20 protein-coding genes, 1 tRNA gene, 2 pseudogenes and 1 CRISPR repeat array are annotated in these 25926 nt (G+C 70.1%); of the genes and pseudogenes, 7 read left to right on the top strand and 16 right to left on the bottom strand.

Annotated features, from left to right (window positions below):
• Positions 1 to 64: 64 nt before the first annotated feature.
• The gene (locus HT134_RS44685) at positions 65 to 1300 is read right to left on the bottom strand and encodes a GNAT family N-acetyltransferase (RefSeq protein WP_217707808.1); all 1236 of its coding nucleotides are present in this window, start codon (positions 1298 to 1300) and stop codon (positions 65 to 67) included.
• Positions 1301 to 1311: 11 nt separating this feature from the next.
• Positions 1312 to 1647, bottom strand: coding sequence for an ArsR/SmtB family transcription factor (locus HT134_RS13950; protein ID WP_175600761.1), 336 nt, complete (start codon positions 1645 to 1647; stop codon positions 1312 to 1314).
• Between the two features lie 215 nt (positions 1648 to 1862).
• On the opposite strand from HT134_RS13950, the pseudogene HT134_RS13945 reads away from it, so the two are divergent.
• Together HT134_RS13945 and HT134_RS13940 are read left to right on the top strand one after the other, a co-directional pair.
• Positions 1863 to 2191 (top strand): annotated as a pseudogene (locus HT134_RS13945) (transposase); the annotation flags it as partial.
• 838 nt (positions 2192 to 3029) lie between these two features.
• Positions 3030 to 3452 carry a DUF1003 domain-containing protein gene (locus tag HT134_RS13940; RefSeq protein WP_175600760.1) on the top strand — a complete coding sequence of 141 codons (423 nt, stop codon included), beginning with the start codon at positions 3030 to 3032 and terminating at the stop codon, positions 3450 to 3452.
• A 396-nt stretch (positions 3453 to 3848) separates the two neighbouring features.
• On the opposite strand, the gene HT134_RS48070 is transcribed toward HT134_RS13940, so the two are convergent.
• The 7 genes from HT134_RS48070 to HT134_RS13905 form a co-directional block, all read right to left on the bottom strand.
• Positions 3849 to 4232, bottom strand: a complete 384-nt coding sequence (locus HT134_RS48070) for an alcohol dehydrogenase catalytic domain-containing protein (protein WP_217707807.1) — start codon at positions 4230 to 4232, stop codon at positions 3849 to 3851.
• A gap of 24 nt (positions 4233 to 4256) precedes the next feature.
• Positions 4257 to 5519, bottom strand: a complete 1263-nt coding sequence (locus HT134_RS13930) for a cytochrome P450 (RefSeq protein WP_175600759.1) — start codon at positions 5517 to 5519, stop codon at positions 4257 to 4259.
• A gap of 25 nt (positions 5520 to 5544) precedes the next feature.
• Complete coding sequence (locus HT134_RS13925) at positions 5545 to 6948, bottom strand: NAD(P)/FAD-dependent oxidoreductase (RefSeq protein ID WP_175600758.1); 1404 nt, start codon at positions 6946 to 6948, stop codon at positions 5545 to 5547.
• Positions 6945 to 7163 carry a ferredoxin gene (locus tag HT134_RS13920; RefSeq protein ID WP_175600757.1) on the bottom strand — a complete coding sequence of 73 codons (219 nt, stop codon included), beginning with the start codon at positions 7161 to 7163 and terminating at the stop codon, positions 6945 to 6947. The genes HT134_RS13925 and HT134_RS13920 overlap by 4 nt, the downstream gene beginning before the upstream one ends.
• A gap of 132 nt (positions 7164 to 7295) precedes the next feature.
• The gene (locus HT134_RS13915; RefSeq protein ID WP_217707806.1) at positions 7296 to 8216 is read right to left on the bottom strand and encodes a diacylglycerol/lipid kinase family protein; all 921 of its coding nucleotides are present in this window, start codon (positions 8214 to 8216) and stop codon (positions 7296 to 7298) included.
• Complete coding sequence (locus HT134_RS13910) at positions 8213 to 8908, bottom strand: phosphatase PAP2 family protein (RefSeq protein ID WP_175600756.1); 696 nt, start codon at positions 8906 to 8908, stop codon at positions 8213 to 8215. The genes HT134_RS13915 and HT134_RS13910 overlap by 4 nt, the downstream gene beginning before the upstream one ends.
• 165 nt (positions 8909 to 9073) lie before the next feature.
• Positions 9074 to 9724, bottom strand: a complete 651-nt coding sequence (locus tag HT134_RS13905; RefSeq protein ID WP_175600755.1) for a TetR/AcrR family transcriptional regulator — start codon at positions 9722 to 9724, stop codon at positions 9074 to 9076.
• A gap of 147 nt (positions 9725 to 9871) precedes the next feature.
• Here HT134_RS13905 and HT134_RS13900 point away from each other — a divergent pair, with 147 nt between their 5' ends.
• Positions 9872 to 13093, top strand: a complete 3222-nt coding sequence (locus HT134_RS13900; protein WP_175600754.1) for a bifunctional cytochrome P450/NADPH--P450 reductase — start codon at positions 9872 to 9874, stop codon at positions 13091 to 13093.
• An 87-nt stretch (positions 13094 to 13180) separates the two neighbouring features.
• Positions 13181 to 13579, top strand: a pseudogene (locus HT134_RS45550) (alcohol dehydrogenase catalytic domain-containing protein); the annotation flags it as partial.
• A 393-nt stretch (positions 13580 to 13972) separates the two neighbouring features.
• On the opposite strand, the gene HT134_RS13890 reads toward HT134_RS45550, so the two are convergent.
• Together HT134_RS13890 and HT134_RS13885 are read right to left on the bottom strand one after the other, a co-directional pair.
• Positions 13973 to 14914, bottom strand: a complete 942-nt coding sequence (locus tag HT134_RS13890) for a DUF5996 family protein (RefSeq protein ID WP_175600753.1) — start codon at positions 14912 to 14914, stop codon at positions 13973 to 13975.
• Positions 14915 to 16068: 1154 nt separating this feature from the next.
• Positions 16069 to 16383 (bottom strand): DUF2637 domain-containing protein, encoded by a 315-nt coding sequence (locus HT134_RS13885; RefSeq protein ID WP_246364385.1) that lies wholly within the window; start codon positions 16381 to 16383, stop codon positions 16069 to 16071.
• A gap of 162 nt (positions 16384 to 16545) precedes the next feature.
• On the opposite strand from HT134_RS13885, the gene HT134_RS13880 reads away from it, so the two are divergent.
• On the top strand, positions 16546 to 17259 hold the full coding sequence (locus HT134_RS13880) for a transposase family protein (RefSeq protein WP_175601118.1): 714 nt from the start codon (positions 16546 to 16548) through the stop codon (positions 17257 to 17259).
• 123 nt (positions 17260 to 17382) lie between these two features.
• Here HT134_RS13880 and HT134_RS13875 read toward each other — a convergent pair whose 3' ends face one another.
• Positions 17383 to 18549, bottom strand: a complete 1167-nt coding sequence (locus tag HT134_RS13875; RefSeq protein WP_175600751.1) for an FAD-dependent monooxygenase — start codon at positions 18547 to 18549, stop codon at positions 17383 to 17385.
• An 89-nt stretch (positions 18550 to 18638) separates the two neighbouring features.
• On the opposite strand from HT134_RS13875, the gene HT134_RS13870 reads away from it, so the two are divergent.
• Positions 18639 to 19229 carry a PadR family transcriptional regulator gene (locus HT134_RS13870; protein WP_175600750.1) on the top strand — a complete coding sequence of 197 codons (591 nt, stop codon included), beginning with the start codon at positions 18639 to 18641 and terminating at the stop codon, positions 19227 to 19229.
• Here HT134_RS13870 and HT134_RS13865 read toward each other — a convergent pair.
• From HT134_RS13865 to HT134_RS13855, 3 genes are all read right to left on the bottom strand, one after another.
• The gene (locus tag HT134_RS13865; protein ID WP_175600749.1) at positions 19219 to 19359 is read right to left on the bottom strand and encodes a hypothetical protein; all 141 of its coding nucleotides are present in this window, start codon (positions 19357 to 19359) and stop codon (positions 19219 to 19221) included. The two genes, HT134_RS13870 and HT134_RS13865, sit on opposite strands and share 11 nt — an antisense overlap.
• A gap of 216 nt (positions 19360 to 19575) precedes the next feature.
• Positions 19576 to 21345, bottom strand: coding sequence for a CRISPR-associated endonuclease Cas3'' (locus HT134_RS13860; RefSeq protein WP_312888117.1), 1770 nt, complete (start codon positions 21343 to 21345; stop codon positions 19576 to 19578).
• A gap of 373 nt (positions 21346 to 21718) precedes the next feature.
• A CRISPR array of direct repeats spans positions 21719 to 22191; the repeat unit is 37 nt; unit sequence GTGGCGGTCGCCCTCCGGGGCGACCGAGGATCGCAAC.
• Positions 22192 to 22480: 289 nt separating this feature from the next.
• A tRNA-Arg gene (locus HT134_RS13855) sits at positions 22481 to 22552 on the bottom strand.
• A 116-nt stretch (positions 22553 to 22668) separates the two neighbouring features.
• Here HT134_RS13855 and HT134_RS13850 point away from each other — a divergent pair.
• On the top strand, positions 22669 to 23055 hold the full coding sequence (locus HT134_RS13850; RefSeq protein WP_312888116.1) for a response regulator transcription factor: 387 nt from the start codon (positions 22669 to 22671) through the stop codon (positions 23053 to 23055).
• 67 nt (positions 23056 to 23122) lie between these two features.
• Here the strand turns inward: HT134_RS13850 and HT134_RS46910 are convergent, their stop codons facing one another.
• Positions 23123 to 25888 carry a helix-turn-helix transcriptional regulator gene (locus tag HT134_RS46910; protein WP_175600748.1) on the bottom strand — a complete coding sequence of 922 codons (2766 nt, stop codon included), beginning with the start codon at positions 25886 to 25888 and terminating at the stop codon, positions 23123 to 23125.
• Positions 25889 to 25926 lie beyond the last annotated feature (38 nt).

Here is a 25926-nt window from a genome sequence, read left to right as displayed (position 1 = left end):
TGGCCTGCGTCGGCGTCTCCGGGCAGGCCGTCATCCACATCGGCCGACGAGAGCAGGCGAGGCTTCAGGAAGCGATGGCCGTACTGCGCCGTTCCACCAACAGCACATCGCGCCAGATGCCGCGGTGGCAGCCGACACGCTCGCGGGTGCCGACGACACGGAAGCCGAGCGCCTGGTGCAGAACGAGACTGGCGGTGTTCTCCGGGAAGATCCCGGACTGGATGGTCCAGACTCCGGCGTCCTCGCTGGCGGCGATGAAGGCGGCCAGCAGGGCACGGCCGATGCCATGCGCCTGGCAGCCGGGATGAACGTAGACGCTGTGCTCGACGACTCCGGCATAGACGGGACGCGCGGACACTCTGGAGGCGGCCACCCAGCCGACCACCTCGCCGGTCTCGGTGTCGGCGGCGACGTACCGCAGGTGCGGCAGCTTGCCCGCGGTGAAGCCCTCCCAGCTCGGCGCGACGGTCTCGAAGCTGGCCTGACCACTGTCCAGCCCCGCCTGGTAGATCGCCAGCACCTGCTCGGCATCGCTGTCACGCATCGGCCGGATCTCCAGACCCGGCCCGATGGCCGGCTTGACGGCCTGGACGATCACCGAGTGCACGCCCTCCCCGTGGTCAGCGGTCATCGTGATCCGGACGCCGACGAAGCCGGCTTGACGGAGCAGCTCGCGATAACCGGCAACGGACAGCGCGCCGGCCATGCAGCCGATGCGCCGCCCGACCGCCTCCCGCCGTCCGGGATCGACCGCCACGCCATCGTCGGTGACGACGTCACTCACCCCGAACCGGCCACCCGGCCGCAACACCCGGAACGCCTCTGCGATCACCGCCGCCTTGTCATCGGACAGATTGATCACGCAGTTGGAGATCACTACGTCGACCGACCGATCGGGCAGCGGTAGCGCCTCGATGGTGCCATGCAGCAACTCGACGTTGGTCACGCCCGCCTGATCCGCATGGCGCCGGGCGAGCTCCAGCATGTCGAGGCTGGCATCCAGCCCGTACACCTTGCCGAGCGGGCCGACGCGGCGGGCCGACAGCAGCACGTCGATGCCGCCGCCCGAGCCGAGATCGAGCACCGTCTCACCGGCGCGCAGTTCAGCCACGGCCAGCGGGTTACCGCATCCCAGGCTGGCCCGGACGGCGCCCTCCGGCAACCCTTCGGTGTCGTCATAACCGGCGGCGCCGAAACAGCCCTCCCCGAGAGCTTCGGAGCCGCAGCCGACGATGCGCTCACCACTCAGGGCAGCCCGAGCCAGGCTGGAGTAGCGGCCGACGGTCTCATCGTTCGCCATGAGGATCTCTCTCACTCACAGGCCGGCGCAGCCGGCGCCGGGTTTCCCATCACCACGTCGGCAGCCGTGGGGAAGCAGCTCACGCACGCCTCGTTGATCCGGTACAGGCTGGACGTGCCTTGCCGCTCCACCAGGACGAACCGCACCTCGGCGAGGATCTTCAGGTGATGCGACACCGTGGACTGGCCCACTCCGGAGACCGCCACGATCTCGCCCACGCTCATCGGCTCGCGCCGCCGGGCCAGCAGGGACACGATCTGAATGCGGGTGGCGTCGGCCAGCGCCTTGAACCAACTCGCGTATTCCTCGGCCTCGGCGCGCGGCAGAGGTCCCCTGTCTCCATTCATCGAACATCGACGATAGTCGATAAATTGGTGGAACGGAAGACCACCCTTTCGCAGGCAGTGGGATGCCTGATGTCAGTCCTTCCGAGTCTGGGAGGGAACGCGCGGCGATGTCATCGGCGGGACGTCCATGCCGAGCCGCCAATGCGGTGACACCGACCGCGGCGGAAGGGAACGAGGTTGTGGTGGAGCAGCCGTGATCAGGCGCAGTGGCGACGTTGGAGCCGCTGATACGGAGCATCCCGCCGATCCGTTTCGCCGCGGCCCGCGACGCCGCCGACCCACCGAACTTCATGGCGACAAGGGCTACGACCACCCACACGCGCGCGCCTTCCTGCGCAGCCGCGGCATCGTCCCGCGTATCGCTCGCCGAGGGGTCGAGTCCAGCCAACGGTTAGGCCGCCATCGCTGGGTCGTGGAGCGGACCGTCTCCTGGCTGGCCGGCTGCCGACGCTTACACCGCCGCCACGAACGCCGGGCAGACCACTTGGCTTCCTTCGTCGCCATCGCCGCGGCCCTGATGTGCTACCGCCGACTGGCCAGATGAGTCGTCTTCTTAATGATCGTAAGGAAGTAAGGACCTTGGTCCTTGTAGGCGAGATGCGATCGCGGCTTCGCCATGCTCCCCGATCCGGGCGGATGTCGTATTCCCCAAGGAAGCGTTCTACAGCTTCGGATCGCGCCTCTCGTGCCCGATGGCGTCGGTGTGCTTTCGACATCAGCTGACCGGCCGCATCCATGCGGCGGTCCCCCGATATCGCCAAGCGCCAGGAGGACCGCCGTACGGGTGCAGGTGGTGGCCGCGGCTACCTGGTCGTTCGCGGCAGCCTGCCGAAAAGCGGCGCATCCGTACTCGTGCGCCGGCTCTACCGGGTCATGGGGTTTGGCTTTGGCGCTGTTCGTAGAGCAAGCCGTCCGGCAGGATGGGAGGACGCCAGAGGGGGGGAGATCAAGCAAGCCCTACAGCGCCGGACTGCAGGTCAAGTGCCGCCAGCAATCTCCCTAGTCAGCCTGGGCCGCCATACCGCCTAGACCATTGGGCCTTCGCGCTCATCACCGCCGAAGCGGACTCGGCCCAACGTCGCCTACCTGCTGACCCTGGACCACGCCACCTTACAGAGAGTGGCCGCACCTACTGCCGCACCCGCTGAGCTGCGTCTACAGCAGCTCGCGACCCCTTTTAGACGTATTCCGGCCACCTCGATCCGGGACTTTCGGCCCTGGGGCGAGCGGCACAGGATGGCGATAGTGACTGGGAGGGCACCAGTACGCGTCACGGGGTGCGCGCAGGCGTGAGTCGCCCCCTCCGGGTGCCGCACCATGCGCGGCACCCCTCGCTGCGGGCGACCCGGTGCGACGTACCGCAGCCGAGCTTGGAGGTTCTCATGAAACCCCCTTTCGCCCACAAGCTGAAGCACCACCCCGCCGTGCTGGAAAACCAGGCACAGCGGGCCGCCAGCGCGCAGTTGCGGCTCGCAGACAAGATCACTGACTTCGCCGGCTCGATGCCGTTCGTCTATATCCACGCTGTGGTGTTCGCCACTTGGATGATCTTTTTCGAGGCGGCGCCCTGGCCGAAGCTCACCCTCATCGTGTCCCTAGAAGCGATCTTCCTGTCTGCCTTCGTCCTGATCGGACAGAACCGCCAGGCTGCTTTCCAGCAAGCCAAAGCCGATCATGACTTCAACGAGCAGGAACTGGAACTCAAGACCAACACCGAGCTCACCCGGACGATTCACAAGCTCACCACCGAACTTCACCGGCGTTTTATTGAGGAGCCTCACAACCAGCCCCGAGGCGATGGATGACAACCGTCAGGCTTCTGGTCGGCTCGGGGGCGCGGCCGCGTCGGGTGCCGCCACATTGGGCCGCCTGCCGGCTGTGGGCACGTGAGTATCTCGGCTTGTCATCTGGGCAGCGATATCCATAAGGCCCCGGCAAGGTCTCACACCTGCGTCCGGAGCCTTACAAGGACCGGGCCGACCGCTAACCCTACATCTGTCCACGGAAACCACACCGAGCATCAGCGACGCTTCCGCCCTGCTCAAGGTTGCTGTACGGATGCCGCAAGAGGTTGGCCGAGCCGGTCGCCGGCCTGGCGATCTCCAGCTTGGCGGCGGCGGTGTCCACGGCGACGACGGTGGTCGCCGCGCTGAGCGCTCGCAGAATCTGGATGGCCCTCTGCCCCAGGGCGCCCGCCCCGATCATGACCGCGGTCGAGCCCGGGCCCCAGCAGGTGCAGCGACCGCTTGACGGCGTGGTGGCTGGTCAGCCCAGCGTCGCTGAGCGGCGCGGCCTCGCGGGGATCGAGGCCTTTTAGCGGGATCAGGAATCGTGCCGCCGGGACCGGGCGCGGACCCGGTGACGCCCGGTCCCGGCGCCTCCACCCAGCCGGCATTCTCATGGCCGAGCGTGCAGGGCAGCCTGGCGGCGACCGGTGGCGCGGGCGCCTGCATGATATGCAGGTCGGAGTGGCACGCCCCGGCGCCCCCGATCTTCACCAGGACCTGTCCCGGGCCGGGCTCGGGCACCGGCACCTCGCGCAGCTCGGGCGGTTCTTGCCACTCGACGAGTTGAAAAGCCCGCATAGCGATCCTTGTGCGCATGCTTGGTCAGTCGCGGATCCCGTCGATGTCGACCAGGACGTGGCGCGGGCCGCGGAAGATCTGGTTGTGGCGGTACGGCGGCGGGTCCACGACCAGCCGCGGGTTCTCCACGCGGCGGACGAACTCGCCGACCGCCGCCTGCACCTCCAGCCGGGCGAGCGGGGCGCCGAAGCAGAAGTGGATGCCCTGGCTGAAGCCCAGGTGCTCGTTGTCGGGGCGTTCGAGGTCGAGACGGTCGGGGTCGGTGAACCGTTCCGGGTCGCGGTTGCCCGAGCCGTACACCAGGAAGATCGGCGCGCCCGCCGGGATGGTGGTGCCGGCGATGTCGATGTCCTCGACGGCGGAGCGGGTGTGCCAGAACTGAACGGACGACTCGAACCGCAGCAGCTCCTCCACCGCCGGCACGATCAGGTCGGGGCGGCGGCGCAGCTCCTCCAGCGCCTCGGGGTGCCGCAGCAGGGTGAGCACGCTGTGGGCGATGAGATTGACCGTGGTCTCGTGTCCGGCGAACAGCAGGAGCACGGCGTTGCTGACGAGCACGCCCTCGGACATTCGCCCGTCCGGGCCGCCGTCGTGCACCATCGCCGAGAGCATGCCCGGGCCGGGCCGCTCGGCGTACTGGCCGAGCAGCCCGGACATGAACTGCGCGAGCTCCTTCACGCTCCGGCGCGCGCCCGCCAGCCGGCTGCGCATCTCCTCGGAGGCCGCCTCCGGGCCGAAGTCCAGGGCGTCCAGGGCGGTCTCGATCCAGGCGTGGAAGCGCGGTTCGTCCTCCAGCGGCACGCCCAGGACCTTGCAGATGAGGGTCACCGGCAGCGGGTAGGCGAACTCGTCGACGACGTCGATCCGGGTCTTGCCCCGCATCCCGTCCAGCAGGCCGGCGACGATGCGGCGGATGTCGGGCTCCAGGTCGGAGATCTGGTGCGGGGCGTGGGGCGGGCCGAAGAAGTGCCGCGTCATCGTGCGGCGGTCGTGGTCGTGCTCGGGCGGGTCGCAGGTGATGATGTTCGGCTCCAGTTCGATGACGGCCTCGGTGATCGGCTCGGCCCCCGGCTCGGCCGGGGCCGGGGCGCGGGCCGGCAGCTTCCGGACGTCGGAGCTGACCCGGGGGTCGTGGAGCAGCGTGACGATCTCCCGGTAGGTGCTGACCACGTAGGTGCCGTCCGGCTGCCGCGCCACCGGGGTCTTGCGGAGCTCGGCGTAGAAGGGGTACGGATCGGCGCGGTTGGCGTAGCGCAGCGCCTGCTGCCAGGGTGTCTCCTCGGCCATGCTGTTGCGCTCCTTCCCGCTGCTCTCAGTGGCCTCGCGGCCGGAACTCGGCCCTGCGCTCGTTCGGGTCGTGGCCGGTCAGGACGACGTCGGGGATCGCCGTCGGGACACCCGGCGCCGGGAACTCGGCGGGCACCGGTTTCATGACGTCCGGCCGGTCCCAGCCCGGCGGCGGGGGCGGGAACGCAGCCGACTCCTCGATCAGGTGCGCGTAGTACTCCAGCCACTTACCGTGATCGAAGGTGACAGCGGCGACGATGCGGCCCCGGCGGCCGTAGGCGGCCGCGAAGCAGCGGTCCTTGACCGACCCCTGCGTGAAGACGATCTCGTCAGCGAACGGCGGCACGCCGACGGACTTGATGTTGACGCCGAACTGGCCGGACCAGAAGCCGGGCAGCAGCAGATGCGGGCGGTAGTGCGGTTCGAGGTTGACCATGTTGTGGGCCGCCACCTCGGCGCCGAAGACGGCGTTGTCCCAGTGCTCCATCGCGAGGAACTGGTACTCGTACAGCACGTGCGGCGCGCGCGCCACGTCTCCCGCCACGTAGACGCTGTCGGTCACCACGCCGTTGATGTCGAAGGCCCGGCCGCCGGCGTCGCAGCCGACCCCCCAGAAGCCGGCCGCCAGCCCGGAGCCCTGCAGCCATTCCACGTTACGGATCGACCCCAGCGCGGCGAGCACCACGTCGGCCTCGACGGTCGTCCCGTCCGAGAGCCGAGCCCGCCGGACATGTCCGGCGGCGTCGCCCTCCAGCGACGCCACGCTCACTCCGCAGCGCAGGTCCACGCCGTGGTCGCGCTGCATCTGCGCGGCGATCTCGCCGATCACCCCGCCCAGCGCCCCGACCAGGGGAGCCGAGCCCCGCTCGGTGAGGGTCACCGGGATGTCGAGTTCCCGGCAAACGGAGGCCACCTCCGAGCCGATGAACCCGCCGCCGATGACCAGCACCCGCGACGGCCGTGCGGCCAGCGCCTGTTGCAGCCGTGCGGCGTCATCGCGCGAGCGCAGCGAGAACACACCCTCCAGGGCGGCCTCGGCCGGGTCGGGCCACTGCCGCGCGCGGGTTCCCGTGGCGATCAGCAACCGGTCGTACGGAACCTGCTCGCCGTCGGCCAGGCGTACCTGTTTGGTGGCCCGGTCCAACCCGATGGCGGCGACGCCGAGCCGCCACTGCGCCTCCACTTCACGGAAGCGGGGCAGCGCGGTGTGGTCGGCCGGCACCCAGCCCTTGAGCACCTGCTTGGACAGCGGGGGACGGTCGTAGGGCTCGTACGGCTCGTCCCCGATGATGGTCAAGGACCCGGTGAAGCCCTCCTCGCGCAGGGCCTCGGCGCCCCGCAGCCCCGCCAGGGAGGCGCCGACGATGACGATCCGGCCGTTGGCCCTGAAGTCACGCACCAGCTCGGCGAGCGTCGCCGACAGGGTCATGACCGCGCACCCCGCCCCGCGCCGTCCAGGCGGTCGATCATGATCGCCTGCACCGGGCAGGCCGCGGCGGCCCGCTCGACCTGCAGCCGTCGCGCGTCGTCGGGGTTCGGGTCGTAGGTGAGCGCCTCGGTGCCGTTGAGCTTGAAGACCTCGTGGGCCAGATACACGCACTGCGCGTATCCCTGGCACCGGTTCAGGTCCACGACGATCCGCATGGACAGACCCCCTCCGTCCTCGCTTGCCCTTCCGCCGGAGCGGTCAGGCGCCTGGCCGGCCCGCCACAAGCCGATTTTCCGTCGCCGGTTTTCCTGGCAACAACCACCGCCGGGGAAAGGATGCTGGGAAGATCACCGGATCTGGGGCACCCCGGGGCGTCGGCGCGGCAGCAGGAGCCGCAGGGCGCCCGGCCGGATGTCGCACGTCGCCGGCAGGTGGAGTTCCACCGCTTCCCCGTCGATCCCGGCCGGGAGGCGCCCCGCGGGCCCGTCCAGCCGGACCTGCGCCGCCGCCCAGGCGACGACTCCGGTCTCGGCCGAGGCCCCGATGGCGTGCTGTCGCAGGTCGCGGCGAAGGCGCGCGAACAGGTCCGGCGGTGGCGGCCCCGGTGGGCGTTTGAAGACGATCGCGCCGAGCAGCCCGGAGGCGAGCGTGAAGCGGCGCCCGAGGTAGCGCGGCGTGCTGAGGTGGTAGGCGTTGTTCGACACCAGCACCACCTGCGGGTGCTCGACGCTTTCCTCGGGAGTGTCCACGCTCGCGTCGACCCACTGCCGGCCCCCGAGGTATCGGGGGGCGATCGCGGCCAGGGTGCGCGCCCTCGCCTCCCGGTATTCGGGCTCCAGCAGGGCCTCGGCGTAGATGCCGAACGAGACGTTGTTGACGAAGACGTGCGAGTTGACCACGCCCAGGTCGACCCGGACCGGCTCACCGTCGCGCAGGGCCTCCAACGCCCGGGCCGGATCGCCGAGGTCGAGGCCGAGATCGCGGGCGAAATGGTTGCGGGTGCCCGCGGGGATCACCACCAGGGGAAGGCCGGCGTCCGCGGCCACGGCCGCGACGGCCGACACCGTCCCGTCCCCACCGGCCACCCCGAGCACCGCGGCCCCGTCCTCGACGGCCTGCCGGGCGAGCCCTGCCGCCCCCTGACCGGCGCCGGTCGTCCGGACCGCCGCGCCGTAGCGAGCGGTGCGCTCGACGAGCCGGAAGCGGTCCACCTTGCCGCCACCCGAGCCGGGGTTCATCACCACGACGACCCTTGCGCCGGTGGTCACGGCGCCCGCCTCCTCGGGCAGGAACCGGCCGGCACGCGCGCGGCCACCCGCCGCACGGTCCAGCCGCACAGCGCGCCGATCAAGGCGCCGGCCGCGACGTCGGACGGATAGTGCACCCCGGTGTGCACCCGCGCGTAGCCGACCGCTCCCGCTGCGGCGTGCAGCGGAAGCCAGGTCCACGGCGCTGTCTCGCCCATCGCCGACGCGAACGCGAACGCCGACGCCGTATGCCCCGACGGGAACGACGCCGACACCGGCCGGCGGACCCGGCGCGCCCCCAGCACCGCACGGCGGCCCGACCGGATGGGCCGCCGCCTGCCGGCCAGCGGCTTGAGACCCGCGTTGGTGACCGCCGAGGCCAACCCGACGGCCAGCACGCCGAGGCCCGCCGCCCGCCGTCCGCGAGGGCCGCCCCCCAGCGCGACCACAGCCGCGGTCAGCAGCCACAACCGTGAGTGGTCGACCGATCGGGACACGCCGACGAACAACCGGTCGAGGCTCGGCGTCCGGGTGTCGGCCACGGCGTCGAACACCGCCTGATCCAGCGCGTGCACCTGTGCCCGCACCTCGGCCGTCCACCACATGCGTCCGCCGCCGCACCCCCTGCCCCGGGCGGTGCGCGCCGTGTCCGGGCGGCGCGCCCGCTCGGCAGGTGGGCGGTGCGGATACGGGAGCGCGATGAGATCGGGCATGGAGTCTCGCCTCAGGTCGCTGCTGTCGTTCGGCGGCTGTGCCTCCGCGACCGGCGCCGGTCGCCGAGCACGTCCAGTACACCGTGGCCGCCCACAGGCGCGACAGGGGCGAAAGTCACGTAAGCGATGACCTACGTCATCTCCTGCGCTGACGGACGGACTGCGCTACGCGATGGCGTCGGGGAGAAGCCGGTCGAGGTCGGGCAGGGGACGCCGGGAGATCCGATGGGCCTCGTCGGTGGGGATGCCGAAGGTGCGCAGGAGGTCTTCGGTGATCTGGTCGGTGGCCTGGGCGTCGTCGCGGTCGGGTTGGGTGTGCAGGAGCTGGCCGAGGCACAGGGCGGTGCCTGCGGCGATGGTGAAGGCGAGCTCGGGGTCGGCGACGGTGAAGCGGCCGGTCCGGATGCCGGCCTGGATGTCGCGCCGGACGCGTGGGGCGATGCCGTGCTCGGAGGTGGCGATGGACAGGCCGGTGTTGATCAGGACCTTGCTGAGCTGGGGTCTGCGGCGGTGCAGGCGTCCGGTGAGCCGGAAGCTGCAGGCGAAGACCTCGGCGGGGTCCGTCATGTCGCGGGTCAGCTCGTCCAGGGCCGCGCCGTGCCGGTCGAGGGCGTCTTCCACGGCGGCCCGGAAGAGTTCGTCCTTGCTGGAGAAGTGGTTGTAGAAGGAGCCCATGCCGACGTCGGCGGCCTGGGTGAGGTCCAGGATCGCCGTGTTGGTCCTGCCCTCGGCGATGAAGGTCTGGGCGGCCCGGACGAGTGCGGCGCGGGTGCGCGCCTTACGCCGGTCCAGGCGGGTTGGTGCCGCGTCGGTCATCTGTCCGTCTCCCGTGAACTGTGGTGCGCGCTCCACTGTAGGGGGACTCGTCAACAGTGACGAAATCCTCACCAATGCTTTGGAGGGTCATTGCACAGGTGACGGTAGCGTCCATAACTGACGAAATCGTCAGAAAAGGAGCAGTCCTTGACCACCACTCAGCCCGCACCCGGGCTCCGTCCCATCCGGTCCCCGCGCGGGATTCCGGTCCTCGGCCACACGCCCCATATCCCCAGCACCAACCCGGTCGCGTACTTCGGCGAGCTGTCCCGGCAGTTCCCCGAGGGCATCTTCAGCATGGACATCGCCGGCCAGGAGAACGTCTTCGTCTACGACCCCGATCTGGTGACGGAAATCTGCGACGAGACCCGTTTCGGCAAGCCGATCCTCCCGCCGCTCAGCCACGTCCGGGACTACGCCGGCGCGGGCCTGTTCACCGCCCACGACGACGAGGAGGCCTGGGGCATGGCGCACCGGGTCCTCCTGCCCGCCTTCAGCCAGCGGGCCATGAAGCGCTACTTCGGGCAGATGCTGGAGATCGCCCAGAACCTCGTGGGCAAGTGGGAACGCGAGCAGGGACAGCTGGTCAACGTGACCGACGACTACACCCGGCTGACGCTGGACACCATCGCCCTGTCGGGGTTCGGCCACCGGTTCGACTCCTTCCGCGACGAGGAACTGCACCCCTTCCTCACGGCGCTGCTGCAGGCGCTGGTGGAGTCGATGCGGCGCTCGCAGGAGCTGCCGATGATGACGAAGCTCCGCAAGAGCGACGACAGGACGTACCGCGAGAACATCCGGTTGATGCGCGAGCTGGTCGAGGCCGTGATCAAGGAGCGCCGTCAGGGAACGAGCGGCGGCGAGGACGACCTGCTCGGCCTGATGCTGGCGGCCGTCGACCCGGACACCGGCAGGCCGCTGGCCGACGACAACGTCCGCGACCAGGTGCTGACCTTCCTGATCGCCGGTCACGAGACCACCAGCGGCCTGCTGTCGTTCGCCACGTACTCGCTGCTGCGCAACCCGCAGGTGCTGGCCCAGGCCTACGCCGAGGTGGACCGGATGCTGCCGGGCGACACGGTCCCCGACTACGACACGATCACGAAGCTGGACGTCATCCCCCGCGTCCTTGAGGAGACCCTGCGCCTGTGGGCTCCCATCCCGCAGATCATGAAGGCGCCGCTGCAGGACACGCTCATCGGCGGCCACTACCACCTGAAGCAGGGCACGAAGACGAACCTGCTGATGTTCCCGCTGCACACCCACCCCAAAGCGTGGGAGCGGCCGCTGGAGTTCGACATCGACCGGTGGCTGCCGGACAACCGCGCCCAGCACCACCCGCACGCCTACAAGCCGTTCGGCAACGGCCGGCGCGCCTGCATCGGCCGGCAGTTCGCGCTCACCGAGGCCCGCCTGGCCCTCGCGCTGGTGCTGCAGAAGTTCAAGTTCTCCGACGTCACCGACTACAGGATGGATGTGCGCGAGGCGCTGACGCGCAAGCCCGGCGACTTCGAGGTCGTCGTGCGGCCCCGGCACGAGCGCGAGCGGACCGTCTTCGGCGTCTCGGACCCGCAGAGCGGGCAGGCGCGGCAGGCTGCCGCGGTCAGCGGCGTCGGGGTGAACCTCACCGTCGCCTACGGCTCCAGCCTGGGCAGTTGCGAGGACCTGGCGCGTACCGTCGCCGACCGCGGCGAGCGCTCCGGATTCGGCACCACGTTGGTGAGCCTGGACGACCTGGGCGACGACCTGCCCACAGAGGGCCTGCTCGTGGTGGTAGCCGCGAGCTACAACGGCAAGGCACCCGACAACGCCCAGCGTTTCGACGACCTGATCGCCGCCGGGCTTCCCGAGGGCTCCTTGTCGGGCGTGCGCTTCGCGTTGCTGGGCGCCGGCAACACCCAGTGGGTGGCCACCTACCAGGCCTTCCCCAAGCGGATCGAGGCCGCCCTGCTGGCCGCCGGCGCGACCCCGGTGGTCGCGCGCGGCGCGGCGGACGCCGCCGGTGACTTCGACGGCATGGCCGCCGGCTGGATGGACACCTTGTGGGCCACCCTGGCCGAGGAGTACGCCGCCAGCACCTCCGATGACGGCGCGCCCCGCTATGAGGTGCGCCTGCTGACCGAGGCGGACGTGCGTCCCGCGATCGTCTCCGACCACGCCTATCCGTTGACCGTGGTCGCCAACGAGGAGCTCGTCAGCGACGCCACCGGGCTGTGGGACTTCAGTGTCGAGCCACCGCGCCCCTCGGCGAGGTCCATCGTCATCGAACTGCCCGAGGGCGTCACCTACGCCACCGGCAACCACCTGGCCGTCTTCGCCAAGAACGACCCGGCGCTGGTCGAGCGCGCGCTGGCGCGGCTCGGCGTCGACCGCGACCAGGTGTTCCAGCTCGACCAGCCCGCCGGCGGCAGGACGCACCTGCCCGTGGGCACTCCCGTCACCGCCGGGCTGCTGCTCACCGAGTTCCTGGAACTGCAGGACGTGGCCACCCGCGCCCAGATGCGCCTTCTGGCCGGGCACACCCGCTGCCCCTGGACCAAGCCGCAGCTGGAGGCCTGCACGGCCGACACCGAGGAGTCCGACGAGCGCTACCGGCAGGAGATCCTCGCCAGGCGCGTCTCCCTGCTCGACCTCCTGGAGCGCTTCCCCGCCGTCGAACTGCCGCTGGCGGTGTTCCTGGAGATGACGGGGCCCATCCGCCCCCGCTTCTACTCCATCTCCTCCTCGCCGCTGGCCGACCCACGCCACGTCCGGCTGACCGTCGGCCTCGTCGAGGGCCCCGCGCTGTCGGGCAACGGCGCCTACCGCGGCCTGTGCTCGCAGTACCTGGGCCGGCTCAAGCCGGGAGACGTCTTCTACGGCTACGTCCGCGTGCCCTCTCCCGCCTTCGCGCCGCCCGCCGATCCCGCCGCACCGCTCGTCCTCATCGGGCCCGGCACCGGCATCGCGCCACTGCGCGGCTTCCTGGAGGAACGCGCCCGTCAGCAGGAGAACGGCACGAAGGTGGGCCTTTCGCAGGTCTTCGTCGGCTGCCGCCACCCGGAGCACGACTGGCTCTACCGGGACGAGATGGAGTCCTGGGAACAGGCAGGGATCGCGCAGGTGCACACCGCCTTCTCCGCGGTGGCCGGCCACCCGGCCCGCTACGTGCAGGACGCCATCGCCGCGGCCTCCGACACGGTGTGGCAGGCCCTGCAGGACGGGGCGTACGTCTACGTCTGCGGCGACGGCCGGCGCATGGCGCCCGCCGTACGAGAAGCACTCGCCGCCATCCACCGCGTCCGTACCGGCGGCGACGACGAAACCGCCCAGCAGTGGCTCCACCAGCTCGAGGCGGACGGCCGCTACCAGCAGGACGTATTCGCCTGATCCCCGTCCACCGCGGCCCGAACCGAATCGAAACAGTCTCGGGCGCACAGCTCGAACGCTCAAGAAAGCAACATCGCCTTGGACACCATGCTCGCCGGACGCTTCCACCTGGACAGCAGCAAGTTCCTCGTCGAGGAGGTCCCCGTCCCCGTGCCCGGCCCGGGCGAGGTCCTCATCGAGGTGAAGGCCGCAGGCGTGTGCCTGTCGGACCTCCACCTGATCGACGGAACCCTCATCCCCCTGTATCCCGAAGCCTTCGACGCCGTCACCATCGGCCACGAGGTCTCCGGTGTGATCCACGCCCTCGGCCCCGGCCTCAAGCGAGGCCTGACCATGGGAACCCGCGTCACCCTGGAGGCCGGACAGAGCTGCGGGCAGTGCGCGGACTGCGCGCGCCGCCGCCCCTGCACCCAGGTCCGCACCCGGGGCATCGACTACGACGGCGGCTGGGCCCGGTACGCCATCGCCCGCGAGGACACCCTCGTCCCCATCCCCGACGAGCTGCCGTTCGATCAGGCCGCGATCATCCCGGACGCGGTCTCCACCTCCTACGCCGCCGTCGTCGCCACCGCCGAGGTGCGCCCCGCGCAGGCCGTGGGCGTGTGGGGCGTGGGCGGAGTGGGAACGCACAGCCTTCGCATCGCCCGCCTGGTCGGGGCCGCCCCGATCATCGCCGTCGACCCGCTGCCCGTCGCCCGGGAACGCGCCCGGGCCTTCGGAGCCGACATCGCCCTCGACCCGGCCGCCGACGACTTCGCCGAGCCGTCGCGATCCCGTCGAACCCGCCGGCTGGCAGGTGGTCACGCCGCGCCCCGCCGGGCTCGAACGGCATGGCAACTGAGGCCGGAGCATGCCGAGGCCGTCGGAGTGGACGGGCCATCACCTCTCGGCGCTCGACAGCGGATCAGTGACACCGCCCGGGCAGGAGAGCCGTGCGATGTCCCAGCCGGCGCGCCGGGCTCCGGCCCGGTAGGCGCTGTCGTAGAAGGCGAGGACGGCGGCGCGCGGGTCGGGCTCGGCTCGGGCGTCAGCGTGGCGCAGCACGGCCAGATGGCTGCCTCGTTGCGTGATCCACCGCGCGGCCTCGGGTTTCAGGGGTTCGCTGTCGAGCCCGTCGGGCTCGGGAGCGGTGTAGGAGTAGAAGGCCGGCTCGGGAAAGGTGTCGTCGCCGAACCAGAAGCCCGAGCTGATCACCTCGTGGGAGTAGGCTTCCCGCGTCACGGGGTCGGCCTCGGGCGGCTGCTCGATCAGGCGGTCGGAGAAGCGGGTGCAGGCGATGTCGAAGGTGTGCCAGAAGTGGTGCACCGGGCTGACCTTGCCCGAGTAGTCCGCCGCGAACTCCTCCAGCAGCAGGTTCACCTGGCTGAGGACCTGCCAGTAGCGGGTGACCGCGACGGGGTCGTAGGCGGCGTGCTCGGTGTCGTCAGCGAACGGCCGGTCGGAGTCGGGCAGGTCGAACGGCCGCGGTACGGTCATGTCCACCCGCACGTCAAGGGCCGCCAGGGCTCCCATGGTGCTGTGGTAGAAGGACGCCACCGACTGGCCGTAGAGCGCGAACGACACCGCCCGGCCGTCCACCGTGGTGACGACCAGCCGGTGGCTGACGAAGTCGAAGTCGATCGTGAAGATCGGGTTGCCGTCGGACTGTCCCATCGGACGGGTGGTGATCCCCCGCCCGGTGACATGGAACGGTACGTTCCACCAGTGGTTGCGCCGAACCGCCGAAGCAAGCCGAATCTTGCCCACTACCTGGCAGAACCGGTGCAACGTTGCTTTGGTGTCCCGCCACTCGGCAAGTGGCGGAACGGCGAGCAGCTCCATGACACCACCGTTCCCTCACATATCCGGCGCTACCCACACGATGGCGGGAACTCGACCCTGGAGGCCGGCTGCCACGATGAGCCCGTTGGTCCTCGATCGCGTTCGCGGCCGCCGAGCACACCATCTACGTCCGCCGCGACGACGGCGGGCGGGGCGTCACCTCCGCCGGCCGCTGCTCCACATGCCCGGAGGTGCACGGCGTTCCCTGCGTCACATGAGACGAAGCCCAGCACCCGCCCGTACCAGGCCAGCGTGCCCGCCGCGACCGGTGCGGGTGCTGAGTCCAGGCTGACCGGGCAGATCCACCACGTGGTCGCCCAGCGCGCCGACAGCGCCCGCAACCACGGCATATCCACCGCCGCGTTGAAGGCGGTGCCCGGCACCACGACGATCTGTGGCTTCCGGCTTCCGGCTTCCGGCCGACACGAGCGCCACGCGCCTGCGCTGGTGTCCACCGTGACCTGTGTGAGCGGAAAGTCGGCCTGTGCCAGGGCATCCGAACACCACTGCCGATCAGCCAGCTAGCCGCGCGAGCTCTTGTACACGAGGGGCATCACGCCAGTGTGCTCGTCGAGACCGTGCCCGTCCAACTCTCTCGGCCCCGCTGCGATGCCGGCGGCACGACACCGACCAACGCGGAAGGAAAAGAGGTTGTGGTCTTCGTAGAGCAGCGTGATCCGGCTCAGTGGTGGCCCGCCGTCAACAGTCACGCCACGCTTCGCCCGCGCGCTGCAAGCTGGCGAGGCTGCCGTCCGCAACGCGGCGGGAGACCTCTTCCCACGATGCCGTGGAGACGGCGAGGCCTTGCCACCTTTAGCGAGAGACATTGCCGACGCACGGTCCCAATGCCCCACCTGCGCCATCAGGAGACCTGCCGTGGCCAGCAAGAGCCAACTGAGCCGGCGGCATGTGTCTTCTCCGCCGCTTCGAACTCACCAGCCCTCCCGGCCCTTTTGACCAGACGCCCCCAACGCGGCGACCGCTGGAATTGCGCGCCGATCGTGCCACCGCTCGGCAACCGCCCCTCACCCTCCTGCTTCGCCAGCGCCCATCGCCAAGCGGCTCGTTGTAGGGCTCGATTCCCATCCAGATCAGTCTCCGCAGACTGATCTTCTTCGCTATGGGCGCCATCCTCGTCCACCTCGGCTTCACCCTCAGGAGGTGAGCAACGCTGGGCAGAGGACCTGATCTGGCTCATCAGCATCTTCGTACGCGCCGATCAAGGCCAAGCTGGGCCAGCCGGCGATCACCCGGCCGATCAACGTGGGCTCGGCGACGGCGATGTTGGCGCCCAAGCTGGCCAGACTGCTGAGAATGAGCAGCGCCCACGGCAGGAATCCGCCGCGTGAGCCATATCGGCTCGCAAGGAGCAACGACATCGACGCGGCCACGATCGTGCCGTCCACCGCCAAGGGGATCGGTGTCGCAGCCAGCAGATCCTCGCCATGCTGGAGCGCCAGATGGCGCATGTGGCGGAAGGAGACGACCGCCGCGATTCCTGCCACGAGCAGTACGGACACTGTGGTGGTACGGCGTATCCAGGCGATACGAGCGGCTGTGACGGCGAGAAGGCGCGCTCACGAGATCACGTCCGCGGCCGGAAACGGCGCGTGACCTTCACCGGCCTGGGGATGGGCCGGTTCGAACGGCTGGTGAAGGTGGTGCGTGAGCGGGGCGGCAACGGTCCCGGTGGTGGCCGGCCATGGTGCCTGCCCTTGGCCGATCGGGTGCTACTGGTGGCCGTCTATTACCGCACCAACCTCACCATGCGGCAGCTCGCGCCACTATTCGGAATCTCCCCGGCCACCGTCTGCCGCATCATTCAACGTCTTGGCCCTCTGCTCGCTCTGCAGCCCGCGCCCAGGCCGGCCGATGCCACTGACCCGCTGTGGATCGTGGATGGCACCCTCATCCCCGTACGCGACCGCGCTGTCGGCGCATCCAGCCGCAACTACCGCTTCTCCGCTAACGTGCAGGTCATCATCGATCCTGACACGCGCCTGGTCGTGGCGACCGGCCAACCGGTAGCGGGAAACAAGGCCGACGCTCACGCCTGGCGGGCTTCAGGGCTGGCAGCCCACTGCGACGGCGTCAGCGTGATGGCCGACGGCGCTTACTTCAATACCGGCCTGATCGTGCCGCACCGCCGACGAGCAGGCAGGCCCTTGCTGCGGGTACAGGAAGAAGACAACGCAGAACACCGACGCATCCGCGCCCGCGTCGAGCATGTCTTCGCCCGCATGAAGAACTACAAGATCCTGCGCGACTGCCGGCAGAGAGGCACCGGTCTCCATCACGCCGTCCAGGCCGTCGCCCACATGCACAACCTCGCCCTGTCGGCATGACCACGACAGCCGCAGACCTGTCCTGACCTGCCCACTCACGACCTTCTGCAACGGCTTTTACGGACAGCCGCCCGTGCCAAGCGTGGAGGGGCGTGGCAGGTGTTCGCCACGCCCACATGAGGGTCACTCGCCCGAGACGGTCTCCTGCCAGTCGATGTGGTGGCGGTGGACGGGGCCGAACATCTGCTCGGGCGTGGGCATGGCGGGCTTGTCCCCGGCCTGGCCGGACTTGGCCTTGTTCGTGGCGGCTGCACCGCCGCTGATCATTTCCACCCGGGCCCGGCGCAGGTTCTCGTATGCGGTGAACGCGGCGGCGGGAGTGGGCAGGTCACGCAGGCAGCGGGCCAGTTCAACGGCGCTCTCGATGGCCTGGGAGGCGCCCTGCCCGGAACTGGAAGACGGGGCGTGGGCCGAATCGCCCACCAGCACCATGCGGCCGCGGTGCCAGTGCGGCACCGACGGCATGCGCTCCATCGGGCCGACGATCATCATGTCCTGCGGGTCGGTGTGGGCCAGCAGGGTCTCGCCGGGCACGTGACCGGCGTACAGGTCGCGCAGTCGCGCCAGCCAGTCGGCGGCCGGGACGCCGTGGACCTCGGCGGAGGTGAGGGGCTCGGCCTGGGGGAGGCCGGCGAACCAGCAGATGCGGCCGTCGGTGTACTGCCAGTAGCCGATGAAGGTGCGGCCGAAGGCGAAGTACATGGTGCCCTGCTCGGCTCGCAGGCCGCTGCCGGAGCTGAAACCACCGAAGCTGAGGACGCCTCCGTATTCGGGGCCGGGAGCGTCGGAGTCGATCAGGGTGCGGACGGTGGAACGGATGCCGTCAGCGCCGATCAGCACGTCGGCGGTGGCGGTGGTGCCGTCGGAGAAGGTGGCGGTCACTCCGTCGGGGGTCTCTTCGGCGCCGACGAGGCGCTTGCCGTACTCGATCGGCACGCCCCCGGCCAGCGCGTGGTCGGCCAGCGCTCGGAACAGCTCCGCGCGCGGCATCGCCACACTGGCGGGCAGACCGGGGAAACCGCCGAACTGGGCGAGCTGCTTGCCGCCACCGTCGGCCATCACCACAGCGGGGACGGGCTGACCGACGGCCTGGACCGCCTTGTCCGCCTCAATGATCTTCAGCGCGTCCAGCCCGTTGGGCGCCAGGCTCAGGATGGCGCCGACCCCGTCGGCGGCCTGCGGGTGCGCCTCGTAGACGGTCGCCTGGATGCCCGCCTTGGCCAGCGCCAATGCCGTCACCGGTCCGGCGATGCCGCCGCCGATCACCAGTGCTGTCTTGACCTTGCTCATGCCTGCTCCTCAGTTTCGTGCGACATTGAGATAGTTTCACTGAAACTAGTTCTATGTCAACTAGTTCATTCAAAGCTACTATGTGCGGCATGACCACCTCGCCGACCCCGCTCGCCCTGACCGTGCTGGCATTGCTCCACTACGAGCCGCTGCATCCGTACGGCATGCAGCGCCTGATCAAGCAGTGGGGCAAGGACCAGGTCGTCAACGTGAGCCAGCGCGCGAGCCTCTACCGGACCATCGACCGCCTGTGCGCAGGGGGCCTGATCGCCGTCCGGGAGACAGGCCGCGACCAGTCCTATCCCGAGCGGACCGTCTACGAGCTCACCGATCGCGGCCGTCAAGTCGCCCGCCAGTGGCTGGACGAGATGCTGGCCGAGCCCAAGCAGGAATACCCGCAGTTCCCCGCGGCCCTGTCGCACCTGCCGGTGGCCACCCCGCAGGAGGCGCTCCAGGCGCTCGAACGACGTGCCGGCCGGGTGGCTCAGACCCGGGCAGAGCTAGAGGCCGACCTGGCCGCCCACGATGTGCCCCGGGCGGTCATGCTCGAGACCGAATACCTGCACGCTGTCGCCGCGGCCGAGGAGCGGTGGCTGCGCACGGTCATCGAGGACCTGCGCACCGGCGTGCTCACCTGGTCGCGGGAGGAACTGCTCGGCTCCAAGACGTTCAGCGCCTGACCAGAGCGGCCTCGACGCCGTCCAGGAACGCGGTGAGCGCGATCGTGAAGGTCTGCCTCGCCTGCCGCTCCAGGTAGGGGACGGAGTCGTCGGGCTCGGCCTGAATCCCACCGTGGATCCAGGTCGCCATCGGGAACCGTGTACCGCTTCAGAAGTCATCGCAGGGCGCTTGACCTGTGGATCGACCTGAGACGGCGGCTCAGGAAAGATAGCTCCTTGCGTCTCTCCGTCCCCCCTACCTGCTCATGGTCCGGGCGTTCGGCTGGCTGGTGCTCCTGGGGCGTGGCCAAGCGTCCAAGAATACTGAGATCATGGTGCTGCGACATGAGGTGGCGGTGCTGCGGCGTCAGGTCGCTCGGCCGAAGCCGGACTGGGCCGACCGATTCGACGCCGGGATGCCGCGAAAGCCGGACCCACGTGGCGCACACTCAGCATCCGCAGCCACCCCGCCGGTACGGCAGCCGCAACTCCCGGCCGTCGCGTCCGCGCGTGCTGTACGGCGGCGGTGCAGCCACCACATGCCCGCGGCGGCCGCCAGCAGCAGCCCCGCCACTGCCAGCAGCGCCTGCTCGGCCACGGCAGCACCGGCCTCGGTGAGCAGCCCGGAGCCGATCAGCACCGGCAAGGCGCAGCAGGCGGCGCGCCGGTGCGCGGCTGCCATCCGTGTGGACAGGTGCAGCGCCGGCCGATGCTCCTCCACGAGCTCATGCATCCGGGCGGCGTCCCTGGTGGTGTTGACCACCACGAGGACCTGAGGCTCCGCCGCGGCCTGCTCGGCGATCTGCGCCATGGTCGGCTTCGGATCCAGGAGCCACCGGTACCGCACTCGGCTCAGAGCCTTGTACAGCGGTTTCGGGTCGACGATGACATCCCTGATGCGCGTGCCATGCAAGGGACTGAGCAGTTCGAAGGGGGGTTGAGTGGCTGAGGCCAGTACCACCGTCGCACCGAACCACTGGGTGAGGCTGCGCAGGGCGGACATGATGGGGCTCAACAAGCGGTCCGGCAGCGCCTGCACCTCGTCCAGGACGATCACCGAACCGGCCAGTCGGTGCATGCGGCGCATCGCCGCGGGCTTGTGCGAGAACAGCGACTCGAACAGCCGGATGGTGGTCGTCACCACGAAGGGGGCGTCCCAGTTCTCCGCGGCCAGCCGCTGCCACCTCCTGCCTGCCCTTCCGTCGTCCAGATCGATGCCGCTGTGGTGCTCCAGCACCACCGGATGCTCGCCCTCGGCGTCCAAGAGATCGCGATAGACCGAGGCGTTCTGCTCCGTGATCGACATGAACGGCACGGCAACGACGACGCGTTTCATGCCGTGCACCCGAGCGTGCTCCAGAGAGAAGCCGCCCGCCGCGAACGTCTTCCCCGAGCCAGTGGGCGCCGGAATGCGATAAATACCCCGCGGTCCCTGGGCAGCCTCCACGCACTGGCGGTAGACCTCTTGACGCAACCCGTCAATTGGCGATTTCGGTTTGTTTTCGAGCAGATTTTGGCGTCCCTGCTCGAAACGCTCAGCCAGATCAGCGGCAGAAACCGGATGAAAGGGGCGCGCGACGCCAGCGAAATGCTGCTCGGTGTCCAAAAAGTCCGCATCAACCACGGTGCTGTAGACCATGCGAACCAGGAGATCCAAGGCATAAGGGTCAGCATCCGCTGCCTCGGTCAGCCAGGTGGGTGGTGCGATCGGTTCCGATGGATGAATCTCCGGAACGGCTTCTCCGACCCGCCGAATTGCCTCGGCGACCAGCGGATCGGTGTCCGCGAAGCGCAGCTCCTTCTTGAGTCGCGTCGCGTCCGGCAGCCCTCCGTGATGACCGAACACCACGGCGGACATGATGCCCAGGCCGTGCTGGTCCAGCAGCCAAGTACCCGCATGCTTGTGCGGGATGCCCACCCGGCCACCCAGGCGCTCCGCATTGATCGGGCCGCGCTGCCACTGGCAGGAGCCTTTCCCTACATCGTGCAACAGACCGCAATGAGCAGCGAGCGGGCCCGCGCCGAAGACCTCGCCGAAGGCGCTTGCGCGCCACGATGTTCCGCGCAAATGGTCGGCGAGACCATGGCGAAGCCTGTCGCCGTCCCGGGCACTATGCGCCCACAAGCGGTCGACCACGCACACCCCTTGATCGGAGGATCCCTGCGAGAGCTGAACTTTAGGAGATGCCACCGACAGTTTTCGCGGGGTTCCACCAAATCGGCGCTCAACAACATCGATCGCTTTATCTCGGACAGGGTGGCCGTCTCAGCCAGACGACCTACGTCCGCATACAAATCATGATCAAGATCCCTAGGGAGCTGCTCGATCCGGGCGCACTCCCGGCATAGCCTTACGCTTGTTGTGCTTGCCGTGCCCGTGCTTCGGAACCTGGAGTGCTCACGCGACACGCGGTAGGTTCCCAAGGAGTTATCGCCCGCGATGTTCCTTAATGCGTGAATTCGCAAGTCGTCCTGTCGGTGTCGAGGGAGCATATTGCCTACTCAGATGCGTGGCGGTCGCCCTCCGGGGCGACCGAGGATCGCAACTCCGTTCAGGGGGTCGTCTGGCCCGGCATACCTGGTGGCGGTCGCCCTCCGGGGCGACCGAGGATCGCAACAGCGTGTAGCGCTTGACTTCCGGACGCTTAGGACGCAGGTGGCGGTCGCCCTCCGGGGCGACCGAGGATCGCAACACCGAGTCGTCGGGGTTCGCGGCCGGGTTCCGCAAGGTGGCGGTCGCCCTCCGGGGCGACCGAGGATCGCAACCTCATGGCCGCGGCCGTGCTCGTACTGACCGCAGTGAGTGGCGGTCGCCCTCCGGGGCGACCGAGGATCGCAACGGCCAGGTGTCCCACGACAGGTCGGTGTCGCCGTGTGGCGGTCGCCCTCCGGGGCGACCGAGGATCGCAACCACGGCAGCATCCCCGCACCACTCCGCTCGATCATGTGGCGGTCGCCCTCCGAGGCGACCGAGGATCGCAACGAGGGGCTGTTCGCTCTGCCTTACCTCGCTTGGGCGATCGGCCTCGCCGACTGTTCAATGCATCTGGTTGATACGGCTGACCTGCTGACTCACGCCGATCTCGATCGGACGCCGGGGAGATGAAGTGGCGCCTCGTCGTTCAATGCTTGGACGGAGCTCTCGTGGTCCACAACTGGTCCACGAGCAGTGAGCGCCAACGAGAACGGGCGGGTCTCCATGAGACTGAAGGCCCGCCCGTTCTTGTGTCGTTCGCCCTGGTCAGCGGCCGGAACCGCTGATCAAGATCGTGTGCCCCCTGCAGGATTCGAACCTGCGCACCCGGCTCCGGAGGCCGGTGCTCTATCCCCTGAGCTAAGGGGGCCGAACGTGTGACAAGGCTACCAGTATTCGGGGACCACTCCGCACCACGATAAACCTCCGATCACACATCGCTGGAAAACCGCACGTGACGGCGCCACTACGAGTAGCTTTGCCGCCGTGGGTGAGGTTCTTGGGAGAGTGCTGGTCGTCGACGACGACGAGGTCATCCGTCAGCTCATCGCGGTCAACCTGAGCCTGGAGGGGTTCGAGGTGTCGACCGCCACCGATGGGCAGGACTGCCTGGAGCGGGTGCACGACGTCATGCCCGACGTGATCACGCTGGACGTGATGATGCCGTACCTCGACGGGTGGGTGACGGCTGAGCGGTTGCGGGCGGACGAGGCGACCAGCCACATCAAGGTGGTGCTCATCACCGCGCGGGCGCAGGACGACGACAAGCGGCGCGGCATGAACATCGGGGTGGACGCCTACCTCACCAAGCCGTTCGACCCCGCCGAGCTGATCCAGGTGGTGCGCGACCTCGCGGCCCTGGCCAGGAGCTGAACCGGCCCACACAGCGAGCCGTACGGGCTGCCGGCCTGTGGTCGGTCGGCCGGCCGCGGGCCGGAGGCTAGCTCAGCAGGCCGTGGGTGCGGGCCGTGGCGGCCGCCTGGGTGCGGGTGGAGACGTCGAGCTTGCCCAGGATGTTGGAGACGTGGACGCTCACCGTCTTCTGGGCGATGAACAGCCGCTCGGCGATCTCCCTGTTCGTGAGGCCCTCGGCGACGAGTGCGAGCACTTCCAGCTCCCGGGCCGTCAGCCCGCCGTTGAACGACTCCGGGGCCGCCGGCCGGGCCCCGTTGGCCGCGGTGAGGCGGGCCCTCTTGCCGAAGTCGGCCAGCGCACGTGACAGGGGGGCGGCGCCGAGCGTGGTGGCGGCCTCGTGGGCCAGCGCCCACTCCGTCTGGGCGGCGTCCCGGTCACCGGCGGCGAGCAGCGCCTCGGCCAGGCGCCAGCGGGCGCGGGCCGTCTCGTAGACGAAGCCGTAGTCGAACGCCTCCACCACCCGCCGCCACAGCTCCGGGTCGAGCCGGCCGTGCACGCGGTGCCACTCGGCCTCGGCGCGCAACGCCCACGCGCGCCCCTCCAGGCCCATGGGGCCGCGCTGGCCGACCGGGCCGGAGGTGACGGCGAAGCGGGCCTGCTCGACCATCTCGTCGGCGTCCTCGACGACGCCGAGGTCGCCGAGCGCCCACAGGCCGATGGCGGCGATGCGCAGGACGGCGGGGTCGCCGGGCTGGAGCATGTCGAGCAGGGCGCGTACGTGGGTGAGGGCGAGCCCGGGGTCGCCCTGCCAGAGCGCGTGCTCGGCGGCGAGCCCGCGCGCGATGTACGCGACGAGCCCGTCGGACCAGAACGGCCGCAGCCACCCGAGCCTGCTCTCCACGGCCGGCAGCCCGCGCGCCACCTCCAGGAACAGCGCGAACGACGACAGGGTCGCCTCCGGCGCCGTGCCGACCCGGGAGCCGAAGGAGGCGGCCATGGTCTCGGCCTGGTCCCACTCCCCCGCGACGTAGTGGATGAGGAAGCGCAGGAACCGCATGTCGGTGCCGTAGGTGCTCCAGGTGAGGCCCGTCTCGGACGCCACCCGGATGCCCTCGTCGGCGGCCGTGGCCGCGTAGGCGAGGTAGCCGGTCTCGTAGTGGATGCGGGCGTGGTGGAAGCGGGCGCGCAGGTCCATGGCGAGGTCGCCGGTGCCCTCGGAGGAGGCGACGGTGACGAGGTCGTGGGCCTTGTCGATGTCGCCCTGGAGCTCGGCGTGCAGGGCGAGCGTGAGCAGCGCGCTGACCTCCGCGTCGCGCGCCCCGGCGGCGCGGGCGACCTCCATGGCGCGCAGCGCGAGCCCCTGGCTCTCGGCGTGGCGGGAGCCCCAGGTGAGCGTGCGGGCGAGGGTGGCCAGGGCGCGGGCCCGGCAGGCGTCGTCGGGGGCCATGGCGACGGCCTGCTCGGCCGCGGCGATGGCGCCGTCCTGGTCGTCCATCTCGAACAGGTAGTAGGCCAGCCGCTCGCAGACCTCGGAGGTGGGCGGCAGGGCGCGGAGCTGGGCGACGGCCCGGTGGTTGTCGCCGCTGTCGGCGGCCATGACGGCGCTGCGGAAGGCCAGCGACACCCGGCTCTCGCCGGCCAGCGCCTCGGCGTCGGGCACCCGTTCCCAGAGGGACAGGGCCTGGTCGTAGTGCTGGTGCGCCTCGGCCGGCGCGCCGACCCGCTCGGCCAGCCGGCCGGCCTCGGCGGAGGCGGCCAGGGCTCCGGCCAGGTCGTGGCCGGCCAGGTGGTGGTGGGCCAGCTCGGCGGGCGAGGTGAGCAGCCGCGCGAACGCGGTGTGCAGCCGGGTGCGCTCGCCCGGCAGCAGGTCGGTGTAGACGGCCTCCTGGAGGAGGGCGTGGCGGAAGGCGTAGCCGTAGCCGTCGACGCGGAGCAGCCCGCGCGAGACGATCTCGCGCACGGCCTCCTCGAAGTCGGCGAGCGGCAGCCCGGAGACCTCGCGCAGCAGCTCGTCCTCGACCCGCCGCCCGGCCACGGCGGCGGCACGCAGCACTCTCTGGCCCGGCTCGGACAGCACCTCGACCCGCGACATGAGCAGACTGGCCAGGCCATCGGGCAGGCTGTCGCCCTCGGACATGGCGGCGAAGAGCTCCTCGGCGTAGAACGGGTTGCCGTCGGCGCGGGTGACGATCATGCCGAGCTCCTGCGCGTCGACCCGGCCCATGGTGGTGACGTAGTCGGACATGGCGCCCGTGTCGAGCGGCCCGAGCTCGACCGCCGTCACCGTGGGCAGCCGCTTGAGCTCGGCCAGCACGGACCGCAGCGGGTGGCGCCGGTGGAGGTCGTCGGTGCGGTAGGTGCCGACCACGCAGACCCGCTCGGTCTGCACCATGCGGCTGAGGAACACCAGCAGGTCGCGGGTGGAGCGGTCGGCCCAGTGCAGGTCCTCGATGACGAACAGCACGGGCTGGATGCCGGCCAGCAGCCCCAGCAGCGACCCGAACAGCCGCTGCTGCGTCAGGCCGGCCGACGGGGCGCTCTCGACGCCGGGCAGCAACTGGCCGAGCAGGGGGTGGGCGGCGGCGGCCTCGCGCACCGCGGGCTCGGCGCCGCGCAGGGCGTCGGCGAGCGGGAGGTACGGCAGGGCGTCGCCGAGCTCGGCGCACTGCCCGGACAGCACGTGGAAGCCGCGCTCGCGCGCCTCGGCCACCAGCTCGGTCACCAGGCGCGTCTTGCCGATGCCCGCGTCGCCGCCGACCAGCGCGACGCCGGCGGTGCCGGTCGCGGCGGACTGCAGCACGCCGACGAGCCGCGTCAGCTCGGCGCGGCGACCCACCAGGAGACCCTTCACGTGGAGCAACTATGCCACGACCCGCCGACAACCCATTG

Source organism: Nonomuraea rhodomycinica (assembly GCF_013363995.1).
Classification (GTDB): domain Bacteria; phylum Actinomycetota; class Actinomycetes; order Streptosporangiales; family Streptosporangiaceae; genus Nonomuraea; species Nonomuraea rhodomycinica.
This window is presented reverse-complemented; position numbering and strand designations above follow the sequence as displayed.